General features: G+C 32.0%; 13 protein-coding genes. All 13 read left to right on the plus strand.

What is annotated here, in order from left to right; genetic code table 11:
* The first annotated feature begins 94 nt into the window (after positions 1 to 94).
* The 13 genes from ACE1EF_RS13670 to ACE1EF_RS13730 all read left to right on the plus strand — a co-directional run bounded on the left by ACE1EF_RS13670 (position 95) and on the right by ACE1EF_RS13730 (position 13,797).
* Positions 95 to 775 carry an RNA polymerase sigma factor gene (locus ACE1EF_RS13670; protein ID WP_375721239.1) on the plus strand — a complete coding sequence of 227 codons (681 nt, stop codon included), beginning with the start codon at positions 95 to 97 and terminating at the stop codon, positions 773 to 775.
* Between the two features lie 60 nt (positions 776 to 835).
* The gene (locus ACE1EF_RS13675; protein WP_375721240.1) at positions 836 to 1,351 is read left to right on the plus strand and encodes a DinB family protein; all 516 of its coding nucleotides are present in this window, start codon (positions 836 to 838) and stop codon (positions 1,349 to 1,351) included.
* A 295-nt stretch (positions 1,352 to 1,646) separates the two neighbouring features.
* Positions 1,647 to 3,989 (plus strand): ABC transporter permease, encoded by a 2,343-nt coding sequence (locus ACE1EF_RS13680; protein WP_375721241.1) that lies wholly within the window; start codon positions 1,647 to 1,649, stop codon positions 3,987 to 3,989.
* Positions 3,990 to 4,356: 367 nt separating this feature from the next.
* A complete protein-coding gene (rhuM, locus tag ACE1EF_RS13685; RefSeq protein ID WP_375721242.1) occupies positions 4,357 to 5,358 on the plus strand; it encodes a virulence RhuM family protein/type II toxin-antitoxin system death-on-curing family toxin in 1,002 nt (333 codons plus the stop codon).
* A gap of 393 nt (positions 5,359 to 5,751) precedes the next feature.
* Positions 5,752 to 6,051 carry a type II toxin-antitoxin system RelE/ParE family toxin gene (locus ACE1EF_RS13690; RefSeq protein WP_375721243.1) on the plus strand — a complete coding sequence of 100 codons (300 nt, stop codon included), beginning with the start codon at positions 5,752 to 5,754 and terminating at the stop codon, positions 6,049 to 6,051.
* A 3-nt stretch (positions 6,052 to 6,054) separates the two neighbouring features.
* The gene (locus ACE1EF_RS13695) at positions 6,055 to 6,339 is read left to right on the plus strand and encodes an addiction module antidote protein (RefSeq protein WP_375721244.1); all 285 of its coding nucleotides are present in this window, start codon (positions 6,055 to 6,057) and stop codon (positions 6,337 to 6,339) included.
* 500 nt (positions 6,340 to 6,839) lie between these two features.
* The gene (locus ACE1EF_RS13700; RefSeq protein ID WP_375721245.1) at positions 6,840 to 7,772 is read left to right on the plus strand and encodes a hypothetical protein; all 933 of its coding nucleotides are present in this window, start codon (positions 6,840 to 6,842) and stop codon (positions 7,770 to 7,772) included.
* 209 nt (positions 7,773 to 7,981) lie between these two features.
* Positions 7,982 to 9,769: a hypothetical protein gene (locus ACE1EF_RS13705; protein WP_375721246.1), complete on the plus strand. Its 1,788-nt coding sequence runs from the start codon at positions 7,982 to 7,984 to the stop codon at positions 9,767 to 9,769.
* A gap of 361 nt (positions 9,770 to 10,130) precedes the next feature.
* Positions 10,131 to 10,376 carry a DUF6364 family protein gene (locus ACE1EF_RS13710; protein ID WP_375721247.1) on the plus strand — a complete coding sequence of 82 codons (246 nt, stop codon included), beginning with the start codon at positions 10,131 to 10,133 and terminating at the stop codon, positions 10,374 to 10,376.
* Positions 10,373 to 10,789, plus strand: coding sequence for a type II toxin-antitoxin system VapC family toxin (locus ACE1EF_RS13715; protein ID WP_375721248.1), 417 nt, complete (start codon positions 10,373 to 10,375; stop codon positions 10,787 to 10,789). Before ACE1EF_RS13710 ends, ACE1EF_RS13715 begins: the two co-directional genes overlap by 4 nt.
* 484 nt (positions 10,790 to 11,273) lie before the next feature.
* On the plus strand, positions 11,274 to 12,095 hold the full coding sequence (locus ACE1EF_RS13720; protein ID WP_375721249.1) for a helix-turn-helix domain-containing protein: 822 nt from the start codon (positions 11,274 to 11,276) through the stop codon (positions 12,093 to 12,095).
* Between the two features lie 53 nt (positions 12,096 to 12,148).
* Positions 12,149 to 12,730, plus strand: coding sequence for a hypothetical protein (locus tag ACE1EF_RS13725; RefSeq protein WP_375721250.1), 582 nt, complete (start codon positions 12,149 to 12,151; stop codon positions 12,728 to 12,730).
* A 5-nt stretch (positions 12,731 to 12,735) separates the two neighbouring features.
* On the plus strand, positions 12,736 to 13,797 hold the full coding sequence (locus ACE1EF_RS13730) for an alpha/beta hydrolase (RefSeq protein ID WP_375721251.1): 1,062 nt from the start codon (positions 12,736 to 12,738) through the stop codon (positions 13,795 to 13,797).
* Positions 13,798 to 13,960: the final 163 nt, after the last annotated feature.

Raw genomic sequence — 13,960 nt, forward strand, 5'->3', positions numbered from 1 at the left:
TCACTCGCTGGCAAGGGCAGTAACGGTAGACAATGAAGTGGCCACGAACTCCCGCACGCTGCATACAAAACAGCTCCGAGATAAATCATTACTAATGGAAATTGATTTGAAAGAACTTGTGGAAAAATTTGGAACAATGGTTTCCAGTATTTCTCACAGAATGATACAGAATAAAGAACTTGCAAAGGAGGCTTCTCAGGAGGTTTGGTTTGAAGTGATTAAAAGCATAAACTCATTCAATGGCAATTCTGAAATGTCAACATGGATTTATACAATAGCCAAGCGTACTATCCTTAGATATTCTAAGAACGAAAAAATATCAACCATAATAGAATTGGAGGAATTTAGAGCTTTGCCTGAAGTTGAATATTCTGGAGCAGAAGGGAAAAGACAAGATTGGGTAAAAGAAATATGTGATTGGTGTTTGACAGCCCTTAACCATTGCCTGAACAATGATGCACGATTAATATTTATTTTTCGTGAGAATGTTGGATTGTCCTACAAACAAATTAGCGAGATTATGGAAATGAAAGAGGATAATATCAGACAAATCTCCTCGCGTTCATTGTCAAAAATTAAAAATTTCATGAATGATACCTGTCCTTTGTACAATCCAAAAGGAACATGTAAATGTAGGATTTGCAAACAAGTGGGAACTATTGATTTTGAACAGGAATATTCTACTGTAAATAAGATGGTTCGCCTTGCTGATTTATATCAAAAATTTGAAAAGGAATTACCACGAAAAAACTATTGGGTGAAATTTTTAAACTGAGTTGTCACAAATCGGAATTCTTTCCTCACTAATTACTATATAAACTTTAAAAAAGTAATCATGAGAAAAATTGAATTTTTAAAAGACCAATTTATCGAATCAAGAAATTTTGTAAATAGATTAGTTTCAGAATTACCCGAAGACTTGTGGTTTACAATACCAGAGAATACAGATTCAAATTTTGCATGGCAAATTGGACATTTAATGATGGCTCAAAATTTTCATGCATTAACTGTGATAACAGGAAGAAATGAACAAGTTTATAAAGTAATCCCTATTCAATTTAATAAGATTTTCAATGGAATGGGTTCTTTGCACAGGTCTGTAAAGAAAGACATTATAACTGCAAAAAAACTAAAAGAACAGTTTGATATGGTTCATGAGATTTGTTTAAATAGTCTATGTAATCTGAGTGATGATATTTTGTTTGATAAATTAGAGCCTATTCCATTTAAACATCCAGTTGCAGAAAATAAATATGAAGCATTATCTTGGTGTTTTAAACATGAAATGTGGCATAGTGCTGAAATGGAAGCAATAAAAAGAGATTTAGATTATCCGATAAAATGGATTTAGAAATGAAATAAAAAGTACGACGGCACAACACGCAATATACGTAAGCCGTGGGATGTGGGTTATGTGCAAGGCTAAACATCCTGCAAGCTTTAAAACATGCATGAGACTGTGTGAAAAAATTTACTTCAACCGTAAATAAATTAGACAATGAGATTATATGATGATTTTTAATGTACTGATATTAAATATAATATACTTTGGGCATGATTTCTGAACAGCTTTATGATAAGAAAAACAATCTATTATGTCGAAAATAAATCTTAAATGTATATCTCAGAACTTAAAAAGACATTCATTGTATTCTATAACAAGTATAATTTCAATAACTCTTGGACTTACAGTGATATTAACACTTTCTAATTGGATTTTCATCGAAAAAAGCTTTGACAAATTTCATAAAAATCAACAGGACATATACAGGGTTGTAATTAATGGAAAAGCAGGTGATTTGACAATAAAAAGCGCACGTACTGGCGCGCCTTTAGCTAAATCCTTAGAAAATAATTTCCCTGAAGTAAAAGCTGCAACAAGGATTCTCAAGATTGGTAGTGTGGAAGTAACCAATGAGGATAAAAATGCGCTTTATCTTAAAGCATTCGGTGTTGACACTAGCTTTTTTTCGATATTTGATGTAAGCTTTATCAAGGGGTACAACAAAGAAAACTTAAGTAATCCAAATGAAGTTATACTTACTGATAAAGCCGCTAATAGACTTTTTGGAAGCAATAATGTAGCAGGAAATAAATTAGATTTCTTCATTGATGGTAACAAGCATACTTTCACAATAAAAAGTGTCGTAAATAATTTCCCAAAAGAATCACATTTTCACTTCGATATACTGTTTTCCATGAATACACTGAGGTGGACTGATAATGAGCAATGGTTATCTACGGATTTTTATACCTATTTACTATTGCAAAAAAATATTGATATTGAAAATCTTCAGAAAAAAATTAATGAATATACATTAAACTATATCGCCCCAATAGTTAAGGATTTTAATAATGCTTCTTTAACCAATTCGGAAAATTATTTCAGGCATGACTTACAAAAACTGACAGACATACATTTACATTCGAACTTTAATGATGAACTCGAACAAAATGGTGATGTAATCTATATCAAATTATTCGTTTCAGTTTTAGTCCTGATATTAATAATTACAAGTTCTATTTTCATAACGCTTACAAAAATTAGAATAAACAAGTCACATAAAGAAATATATGTAAGAAAGGTCAGTGGCGCCAGAAACGACAGTCTCTTTTACAAGTTCTTGTCTGAAATAATAATAATTACAGTGATTTCTGTTTTTATAAGTTTTATTTTGCTTGAGACATTGGTTCCATTAATACTAAAAATTGAAAATTTTAGATTTACTGACAATTTCAACAATTATATTATTTTATTGGTGGTTTCCCTGATGATCGCCTTTACAGTGGCAATGGTGTCTATACCATCAACAATTAAACAGAGTTTATCATCTTTAATAAATCGCAACCATAATATATCAAAGAAAAATAGCTTTAATGCTTTAATGGTAATTCAATTGGTGATATCTGTAATTGTTATATTCAGCACTTTAATAATAAACCGACAACTACGTTACATGGAGAATGATGAATTAGGAATAACAAAAGAAAATATAATAAATGTTAAAGGTATTGACAAATTGGGTAATTCGTTAGAATCGTTTAAAAATTCGTTGCTTAATAATCCGGAAATTGAACAGGTATCTTATTCTTATACAATTCCAGGCGAACAGTTTCCGGAAATAGCTTGTAAGAAAATCACTAAAGGATCAAAAGAAAGCTTTGTTATGGCATTTTGCCCTTGCGACATTAGTTTTAAAGATGTATTTCAACTGGAAATTTTACAAGGAAGATTTTTCTCTAACGATTATTCAAATGATAATAAGATTGTAATAAATGAATCGGCAGCTAAAATTCTGCGATATAATAATGTTTTAAATAACAGCATTGAATTTGGAGGAAAAACTTTTAAAATAATAGGCGTAGTGAAAAACTTCCATTTCGATTCAAAACAAAAGGAAATAAAACCTATGGCTTTTGTAACGATGCCTACAGTATACACTCATTGGATTCCTAATTATTTATCAATTAAGACTGGAAATAATAATTCTGTTTCAACGGTTGGATTCCTTGAAAAACAATGGAAAAAGTTTACCTCAGACAATTATTTAAAATATACCTTTTTTGAAAATTCTTATAATAGCCTTTATAGCAAAGAAACCTATGCAAGACGAATACTAATCATACTTTCTGTTATTGCAATGGTTATTATTACTCTTGGTTTAGTTAGCATATCGATTGAAAATATTCAACAACGAACTAAAGAAATAGGAATTCGCAAGGTCAATGGAGCAACAGTTTCTAATGTTGTAAAAATGTTGAATCAAAAATATTTCTTAATGTTACTATTATCATTGTTCATTGCTTTCCCTGTTGCATATTATGTTATAGACAATTGGCTACAAAGTTTTGCATATAGAATTAATATTGGTGTTGGGATATTTTTTATCACAAGTGTTTTATTAATATTGGTAACCATACTTAGCATTAATATTCAGGTTTATAGAGCAGCGATTCAAAATCCTGTAATGACACTTAAAGATGAATAAATGAGACATACGAATAACGCCCAGTACATCAGACAAACATAAAATGCGCTTAAAAAGTAAATCCTGATATGCTATTCCGCCAGGTTTATTTTTTGCCCCTCTCGTATTATCTGCGGTATCCCTTTTTTATGTATTTTAGTCTCACCAAATGAAAAGAACCTGTATCGCTTTGATACACTCTGATATAACCTGGCATGCAAAAGAATAATCATACAACATAAAAACATAAAGCAGATAATTGTCGGGCTTTACACGCCGGATACATACGATAAGGAGAATGAATGTCGGGATACATACTGGTTACTATGCATCATGAAAAAGACAAAAAACTCTCTTAAAGATTGACTATATTTGAGATAAAACGAAAATGAGTAATTCCGAATTTCAAATATTTACAACAAAAGACGGAAAGACTGAAATTGAAGTTCAGCTTGATAATGAAACTGTCTGGTTAAATCAATATCAACTTGAATCTTTATTTGAAACCGATAGAACTTCCATTAACCGGCATATTTCTAATATTTATAAAACGGAAGAACTTGAAGAAAAGTCAACTTGTGCAAAAATTGCACAAGTTCAAAAAGAAGGTGACCGGGAAATAAAACGAAAAATCAAGTATTACAATCTTGATGTAATTATTGCGGTCGGATACCGTGTTAATTCGAAAAGAGGAACCGAGTTCAGAATCTGGGCAAACAGGATTTTAAAGGATTTTTTAATAAAAGGATTTTCAATAAATGAAAAACGGTTATCCAGGCAAAATGAGCAATTACGGGAATTAAAGGAATCAGTACAAATTTTAGGAAATATTGTACATCAAAAAGAATTATCAAGCGGGGAAAGTATCGGATTACTAAAGATAATTTCAGACTATGCTTTTGCGCTCGACATTCTGGACCAATACGACTACCAGACTTTAAAAATTGAGGAAACTTCAGGAAAAGAAAAATATCAACTCACTTACGACGAAGCAATTAAACAAATTCGACTGGTAAAGCAAAAATATGGAAACAGTGAATTGTTTGGTCGCGAAAAAGACAATTCATTTAAAAGTTCGGTTTCAACAATTTACCAAACTTTCGACGGGAAAGATTTATATCCAAGTATTGAAGAAAAAGCAGCAACTCTTCTTTATCTGGTGACAAAAAATCATTCATTTTCAGATGGAAATAAAAGAATTGCCGCTTTCTTATTTCTGTACTTTCTGGAAAGAAATGGAATTCTTTATCGCGAAAATGGAGAAAAGAGAATTGCAGATAATGCTTTGGTCGCGTTGACTTTAATGATTGCTGTTAGCAAAACAGAAGAAAAAGATACAATTACAAAAATTGTTGTAAACCTGATAAATAAGAAAAATAATGCATGGTAACACAGTACATATTGCGGGACTATAAATCGGGAGGTGGTACACCAACTGCCCACGAGTGCTCGGGGTCGTTTCGCAGTTCCGCCAGTTTTATATTTTGCACCTCTCCTTCTATCTGCTGTATCCCTTTTTTTATGTATTTTAGTCTCACCAAATGAAAAGAACCTGTATCGCTTTGATACGCTCTGACATAAGCTTTAATGCAATATTATTTTAAAATAATAGTAAAAATAAAGCAGATAATACCGGGCTTTATGCCCCATACGCAGAGTCGAATGAATGTCGGTAAATATACTGGTTGTGGCGCATTTTAACAGAACGCTTAAAAATCAACGAACAATTTTTAAAATTCAAGAAATCTATCTAAATTTGTATCCAGATGGATACAGTAGCTGAATGTACTTTATTGAAAAAACGATAGAATTTGACAAGTGGTTGAGAAAGTTAAAGGATTTAAGGGCAAAAGCGAAAATTTTATTCAGAATCCAAAAACTTGAAAACGATGAGCATTTTGGTGACTGCAAACCCGTTGGAGACGGTATCAGCGAATTGAGAATAAATTTTGCCAAAGGTTACAGAATTTACTTCAAAGAAACAGACGGAAAAATAATAATTCTGTTGATTGGTGGGGACAAATCAACCCAGCAAAAGGATATCGAAAAGGCAAAAGAAATTTGGAACAAATTAACAAAGTAAAAAATGGAAACTTCAAAATTTGACATAGCAGACTATTTGGACAGCAAGGAAATGATTGCCGAATATTTAAATTCTGTTTTGGAAGAAGGCGACAACTCCGATATTATCACCGCACTCGGACATATTGCAAAAGCTATCGGAATGACCAAAATTGCAGAAGAAACTGGAATGAGCAGACCAAGTTTATATAAAGCTTTGTCAGAGGGAGCAAAACCGCAATTCTCGACAATAATGAAAGTTTTGAAAGCAGTTGGAGGACAAATAAGAGTGAGTCCATTATCCACATAAAAAATAAAAAGACGCCACAAGCACAGTCATAGTAATTGCGTTTTTGTTTTAAACAGCAAATCCACATTCCGTATGTTGTCGTTGTCGGCTTGACAGTCTCCACTTTGTGGGACAGAAACCGCACAACACCATACCGCGGGAGTGCTGAATCAATGCCGTGCCATTTTTACATGCAGGCTTGAGCAGAAGATGATTCATCTTAAAACCAAACAAAAAATGTGCTTAAAAAGTAAATCCTGATATGCTGTTCCGCCAGGTTTATTTTTTGCCCCTCTCCTTTTGTCTGCTGTATCACTTTTTTATGTATTTTAGTCTCACCAAATGAAAAGAACCTGTATCGCTTTGATACGCTCTGATATAACCTGTCATGCAAAAGAATCATCATAAAACAGAAAAAATAAAGCAGATAAGCATTCGGTTTTATAAGCCAGATACATACGATATGCCGAATGAATGTCGGGATATATGGTGGTTGAAGCACATTTAAATAGACACGATATATGAAGAAAATTACCCTCATTTTAATGATCATTTTTATCAGTCAAATTATATATTGTCAAAATGATACCTCTCAAGTTTCCTTTGTTTCTTATTGGTCAAATGGAGATTCCTTTGATTTTGAGATTGTCAAGATAAAGACACAGTGGAAAGCTGATGCACTTGCGAAAAGTGATACCTCCCGTTATATCGCAAATTTCAAAGTTGTAGACTCGACAGATACATCTTATACCATAAAATGGAGTTTTAGAACCAACCTTAAGTCTACATATCAACTGCCCGATGAGACAGTCTCACATTTATCTAAATATGAAATTACGGAAGTGCTTTATCAAACCTCTGAGCTTGGAGATTTTATTGGTATAGTAAACTGGAATGAGATAGGTGAGAAGACAAGATCTATGTTGACAGATATCTTCTTAGCATTAGGATATAGTGATGAGGAAACTTTGCAAAGTATTGGGCCTATTATTTCATTATATAGCACAAAAGAGGGCGTCGAAACATATATTTTTCCTGAACTTAGATATTTACATTTTCCATTTGGTGCTGCATATTCGGCAAGAGATACGATAGAGTACGAAGAGAATTATCCCAATCTTTTAGGAGGAGATCCAATAAGAGGAGAAGGTAAGTTGTTTTTCGAAAGTGTCGATTTTGAAAATGATCATTGCGTTTTATGGCAACAGGTCAGATTAAATCCTGATGATACAAAAATGATGATATCTCAACTTTTGAAACAGATGGGGATGTCAGATAAAGAATTTAATAAAGAAATGAAAAAAGCGGAATATGATATTATATCAAATAACAGGTTCGAGTATTTTAATTATCCTGGTATACCATTGGATATTAATGCAAAAAGAGAATCAATTATTGATATAGGAAATGAATCAGGAAAGCGTATAGATGAAGTGAAAATTAAGTTACTATAATAAACGTGCTACAACACACGGTAAGAAACATTGGAGTGTAAGTAGGTTACGAATGTTAGAGCCCGCATCAAATTCACTCACGGAAGATAAGAACGTAGTCTGCAACTCCAACTATTCCTTACAGCAAAACCGTTGGCAACCATATTGATGAACCTTACAATTTAAAAAATAGTGTTATATTCAATTTTGATCATAATTTTCTGATTAACATGAAATTCTTCAGATTATTTTACTTATTCGTCTTTCTGGGATTTTTAAGCTGTACTTCCAAAAAGATTAATGAACCTACTAATGATTATGGAAACTTAAAGATTAGAGGTTGGAACATTTTATCAAGTGAAATTGAAAAAGGAAAGGTAGCGCTCAATTCTGCAGAATACTATAATATTAATCATTTACAACTTTCTCACGAATTGATAATGAATTTAAAAGATGTGAGAAATAAGAAAAAATTATGGACAACGCGTAAACTGATTAAGAAAGCACATCGTACAGGAATTAAAAATGTATTAGTTTGGGATCACGCCTTATATGGCCTTGATTACTATCCCGATAAATTTAAAAACAAAGAAGGCTTAATCAATTTAGATGATCCTGAGTTTTGGAAATGGTTTAAAAATGATTACAGGTCAATGCTGGATTGTATACCTGATTTGAACGGTATAGTTCTTACGTTTATTGAGACAGGTGCCCGCATTGAAAATCAATATTCTACAAAATGGACAACAGATTCAGAAAAGCTGGCAAATTTAGTAGACTCAATTGCAAGTGTTGTAATTGACGAACGGAACATGCAACTCTATATTAGAACATTTATGTATTACAAAGAAGAATTGAATGCTTTGATAGATTGTGTCAATTTGATTAAAAATCCAAAGGTTAAAATCATGACCAAAGAAGTCCCTCATGATTTTTTCCTTACCCATCCTGTTTCTGCATTTATAAAAAAATTTGATAAGGAAGTGATAATTGAATTTGATTTGGGTCATGAATATAACGGACAAGGAGTAATTGCCAGTATCTTACATGAGGTAACAATTAACAGATGGAAATACTATGCAAAACAAAAAAATGTAATCGGATATGTTGCTCGTACTGACAGATACGATAAATCCCAAAACATTGGCAGGCCAACGGAAATAAACATTTATGCGCTTAAACGAATTTCTGAAGATACTTCACTCTCAGCAGAGGTAATAACAGAAGAATTTATAACTCAAAAATATGGAGAAAAACCAGTCCCGTATTTAAAAGATGTCTTCCTTGAGACAGATGATATAATAACCTCTATATATTATACTTTAGGCCTGCATACAAATTCTCATAGCAGACTCGATTTTGATTACCAAAGCAATTATTCCAGGCATTGTAGTGGAAAATGGTTAGACAATCCAACTGTTAAAGTTGAGCATAATGTGAATAAAACATTTCACTACTGGAAAGATATAATTGAGCATTTATCTCCCGCAAGATATAAATCAAAAGAGATAAGCCCTGGAATACAATCTATTCTATTTAGAGAAGCACCCTGGGTAATTGACAGCAATTGGGTTAGTCCTATCGAAAAGATGAATACAGAATATCTTAATTATATTATTCGTGAAAAGGAATTTGGAGTTGAAAAAGCCAAATGGGCTCTAAACAAAATATTAAATGCAAAACCCTATTTTACCTCTGATAATGATTATAAAGAACTGATTTCTTTATATGAAAGGACATTATTAACAGCAAAATTATATTATTATTCGTCAAAAGCTTATTTTGGTTTTAGATGTTATATTAATGAAGGAGATAGTAAAGAATTGAATTTAATAATTAAAGAAGGTTTGGCAGGCATTAAATCGACATGTGAAGAAATGAATAAGTATCCAAATAAAGGGCATCATGGACAATTTCACTGGATTAAAGACATTGATAGAGCGAATAAATTGTATAAAAATATTACAGAGGGTTGGGGTATTTATGATAATAAGAAATTTGATTTGGTAGCATCATGAAAAGTGTGTATATGAGTAAAAGTTAGCCTGATATGCTGTACCGCTTTGTTTAACTTTTGCTCCACTCCTATTGTCTGCGGTATCACTTTTTTAAATATTTTAGTCTCACCAAATGAAAGGAACCTGTATCGCTTTGATACGCTCTGATATAAGCTGTAATGCAAAAGAATCATCATAAAACAGAATAAATAAAACAGATAATACCGGGGCTTTACACCCCAAATACATACAGTAAGCCGAATCAATGTCGGCAAATTTACTGGTTAGCCACAAGCCTTAGAAAACAATTAAATAATCTAAAATCCAATTCCTGCCACTTGACTTTTACGTAAAAAAAATATATTTTTACACGTAAAAAGAAATGAACACAAAATTAACTTTAAACCTGGATAAGGCAGTTATTGAAAGAGCTAAGGGGTATGCAAAATCTCATAAAATTAGCTTATCAAGACTTATTGAATCTTACTTATCATCTTTGACTACCAATAAAAAGCAAGAGATTGAAATTACACCCCTTGTTGAGAGTTTAAGTGGAGTCATTAATCTGGATTCAGATTTCGATTATAAAGAAAGCTATACTGACTATTTAATTGAAAAATATAAATGAGAAATCTTTTAATTGACACAAATGTAGTGCTTGATTTATTGTCCAAAAGAAAACCATTCTACGACTCAGCAGCAAAGATTTTTTCTCTTGCAGATAAAAGAAAACTTAATTTATCAATTAGTTCTTTAACCTTTGCGAATACCAATTACGTTTTGACCAGATTAAAATCTGCAGATGAAGCCAGAGAAATTTTACGCAAATTTCGCGTTTTAGTTAACGTGTTCTCTTTAGATGATAAAATTATTGACCTGGCTCTTAATGATTCAAATTTTAAAGATTTTGAAGATGGACTTCAGTATTATTCTGCAATTGAAAATGGACAAGAAATTATTATCACAAGAGATTTAAAAGATTTTAAAAAATCCCGAATTCCCGTACTGACTCCGGAAGAATATTTAATATCAGTTGAATAATAGGCCAGTGGCTAGCAGTGCGTCATACTGCATATGGCTATGTTTAAACATATAATTCCAATATCTAAGTAAAACTATTTTGGCTTGACAATCCATATCCGTTAGGATTGTCGCCATACGACAGCATACACGCGGACCGTTGAATCAATGCCGTGCCATTTTTTACATGCATGCTTGTGCAGCAGATGATTCATTGTAAAACCAAACATAAAATGCGCATAATAAGTAAATCCTGATATGCTGTTCCGCCAGGTTTATATTTTGCCCCTCTCCTTTAGTCTGCTGTATTACTTTTTTACGTAATTTAGTCTCACCAAAATTGAAAAGAACCTCTTTCCTTTAGATCCGCTCTGATAAAATCTGTCATGCACAAGAATCATCATACACAACAAAAAATAAAGCAGATAATTGTCGGTTTTACACGCCGGATACATACGATGAGGAGGTTGAATGTCTGGATATACTGGTAGTAACACATTAGAAGATGGATTGGGATTACAATGAAATAAAACTACAAGGTAATTTGTCTGAAATTATAGATTGCATCTGGTGGGAAAATTATTCAGATGTACACCCCAAAAACAATCAACATAAGCTAATACCAGACCATACCATTGAATTAATATTCACGAATTACGATATTAAAAGGTTTTTACCACTCACTGAGGAATACAAAATTAGAAAAAGCCAGTTAGCTGGCTTAAGGACTGTTCCTCAAATTTGCACTATAGTTAAAAGTCCGATTATAAGCATTAGATTTATCCCTAAAACATTCTATAGGCTTTGTAAAACCGAAATTGGACGAACTATCAATAATAATTTAGACCCCAGAGAATGTTTTGGGGAGTCAATTCTGGATCTAGAAAAAGACATTTTTAAGACCACTTCGCAAAAGGATAGAATCCATTTAATTGAATCTTACTTTAATAAATACCTAAACTCTCAATGTAACAATAGTGATGAAGATTTTGAAAAATTTGTAATACATATTGAAACCAATAAGGGAAATTGTAAAATCAGTGATTTTCCTAAGTTGTTTAATACTTCTGCAAGTACAATTGAAAGGAAGTTTAAAAAACACTTAGGATTAACTCCCAAAAAATACAGCATGTTAGTAAGATTTTCCAATCAATTCCTATCCAGGGTAAAAGCATTTAGCGCCTTAAGTTTCAATGATGGATTTAATTATTATGACCAGGCTCATTTCATTAAGGAGATGAGTAAATTTTCAGGTTTGACACCAAAACAATTAACTTCAATAGATATTGGAATTCAACAAGCATATTTTAGAAACAATTCAAATTGATGATTTTTTACAATTTTTAATTGTTTTGGGAATGTAGATTTGCAAATAAAAATATGAGAATTTTATCATTATTGGCTTTTACATTAATGGTCTCAAATTGTTTGGCACAATTTAAAAACATAGAGTCTGTCTCAATCTCTTATTATGGTGAAATGATTACCCATCCCGGAATAAAAGTTAGTCCTGATTTTAATTTTAAGGAATGGGTTAAAACCAGGCATACTAAAAATGATTCTTCGAAAACTATAAACAAGAGTTTGCAAGTCAGTCCAACTTTTGGATTTTTTTACCATAAAAGGTATCAAACTGGATTATTTTTTATTCCAGAAGCTAAATTTAAAAGACAAAATCATAAAGGTGGATTTTATGAATTGGGTTTGGGATTAGGCTATTTGCGGACTTTTATACCAAACACTTATGAAGTAAATGGCAGTGGTGATGTAAGTAAAACTATCGTTGGGCATAATTATTTTACTTCAAATTATTTCGTGTCGTTTGGTAAGGATTTAAGTTTAAGAAAAAATATACCGTTTGAATACTTTATCAAGCCCCAGTTTTTATATACAGTTCCAAATTTTCCAAACGGCACTGGATATTTTGCAATTGAATTAGGTATAAGATACAGCTTAAAATAAATAAGATGGAAAAATTTAAATACATACTTTATATAGTTCTTATTGTTTTTATTAATTCTTGCGAAAAATCTGAACTTAAATCTAATGCAGACACTTTCCTTCATGTGAAAGTTGATGATACAGAATTACCAGTTTGGGTTAAAGGAAATACAGCTTCTTCAAAATTCGTTATTTATATCAATGGTGGTCCTGGTTTAACAAGTATTGATGTAGCAAAGGCTGATATGTTTAACTGGTCACAAGGCCTTGAAGAAAACTTTGCCATGGTTTATTATGACCAACGAGGCTGCGGAAATGCACAAGGAAACTTTGACGATAAATTACTTACAGTTTCGCAGTTTGTTAAAGACCTGGATGCAATAATTTCAGTTATCAAAGCAAAATATGAAAACCCTGATATTTATTTAATGGGTCACAGTTTTGGTGGATTTATAGGGATAAACTATTTGCTTACTTCTGATTATCAAACTAAAATAAGTGGTTGGATTTCAATTGACGGAGCTTACAATTTTGATTATGATTTAAGTTGGCAATACCGTAGGACCTTTTTAATAAATATTGCTAACGAGGAAATAGCTAAAGGCAATATGATTGAACATTGGGATGAAGCAATTGACTGGACAAATGATAATCAGACTTTAGTGTCACGAGAACAAAAAAATAAATGGAGAGTTTTTATTGGTTGGCCGGGTGAAATAATTATACCAGAGGAATTAGCAACACTTTCTGCTCGTCAGTATATAGAAATAGGTTTTTTTTCAAGTTATAATCCTTTTCCTGCATACATATCTTCAAATCTGGAAATTGTAAATGATAAATTGAATGAAGATGCTGAAGGAAAAAATCTTATAGCAAAAGTTTCAGATGTGACAATACCTTCATTACTTATTTGGGGCAAATATGATGACTTAATTGTGCCTGAGGAAGGATTAGATGTTTTTAAAAATTTTGGTACTTCAGTCAATGATAAATTTTATAAGATTTTACCTAATTCGAGCCATGAACCGTATATAAGCGACCCTGAAAATTTTAAAAAAGAGATTATTGAATTTGTGATGAAATACTGATAAAAGGTGTAGTAACACAGTATATAAAATAGAAAGAGGACAATGAGTTACGAAACTTTAGGTCATTTAATCAACACCGCCAAATCTGCGATTTGACAAGTTGATACGATATTGTTTCAATGTTCCTTACATTTGCATATACCCATCCATTGAATCAATGCCG

Source organism: Quyinboa sediminis, from assembly GCF_042219855.1.
Taxonomy (GTDB): domain Bacteria; phylum Bacteroidota; class Bacteroidia; order Bacteroidales; family UBA5342; genus JBHJHP01.

What these genes read in the sequence shown, in the direction of transcription:
- ACE1EF_RS13670 (WP_375721239.1), top strand. Translation starts at nt 95, where the DNA reads ATGGAAATTGATTTGAAAGAACTTGTGGAAAAATTTGGAACAATGGTT.
- ACE1EF_RS13675 (WP_375721240.1), top strand. Translation starts at nt 836, where the DNA reads ATGAGAAAAATTGAATTTTTAAAAGACCAATTTATCGAATCAAGAAAT.
- rhuM (WP_375721242.1), top strand. Translation starts at nt 4,357, where the DNA reads ATGAGTAATTCCGAATTTCAAATATTTACAACAAAAGACGGAAAGACT.
- ACE1EF_RS13690 (WP_375721243.1), top strand. Translation starts at nt 5,752, where the DNA reads ATGTACTTTATTGAAAAAACGATAGAATTTGACAAGTGGTTGAGAAAG.
- ACE1EF_RS13695 (WP_375721244.1), top strand. Translation starts at nt 6,055, where the DNA reads ATGGAAACTTCAAAATTTGACATAGCAGACTATTTGGACAGCAAGGAA.
- ACE1EF_RS13700 (WP_375721245.1), top strand. Translation starts at nt 6,840, where the DNA reads ATGAAGAAAATTACCCTCATTTTAATGATCATTTTTATCAGTCAAATT.
- ACE1EF_RS13705 (WP_375721246.1), top strand. Translation starts at nt 7,982, where the DNA reads ATGAAATTCTTCAGATTATTTTACTTATTCGTCTTTCTGGGATTTTTA.
- ACE1EF_RS13710 (WP_375721247.1), top strand. Translation starts at nt 10,131, where the DNA reads ATGAACACAAAATTAACTTTAAACCTGGATAAGGCAGTTATTGAAAGA.
- ACE1EF_RS13715 (WP_375721248.1), top strand. Translation starts at nt 10,373, where the DNA reads ATGAGAAATCTTTTAATTGACACAAATGTAGTGCTTGATTTATTGTCC.
- ACE1EF_RS13720 (WP_375721249.1), top strand. Translation starts at nt 11,274, where the DNA reads ATGGATTGGGATTACAATGAAATAAAACTACAAGGTAATTTGTCTGAA.
- ACE1EF_RS13725 (WP_375721250.1), top strand. Translation starts at nt 12,149, where the DNA reads ATGAGAATTTTATCATTATTGGCTTTTACATTAATGGTCTCAAATTGT.
- ACE1EF_RS13730 (WP_375721251.1), top strand. Translation starts at nt 12,736, where the DNA reads ATGGAAAAATTTAAATACATACTTTATATAGTTCTTATTGTTTTTATT.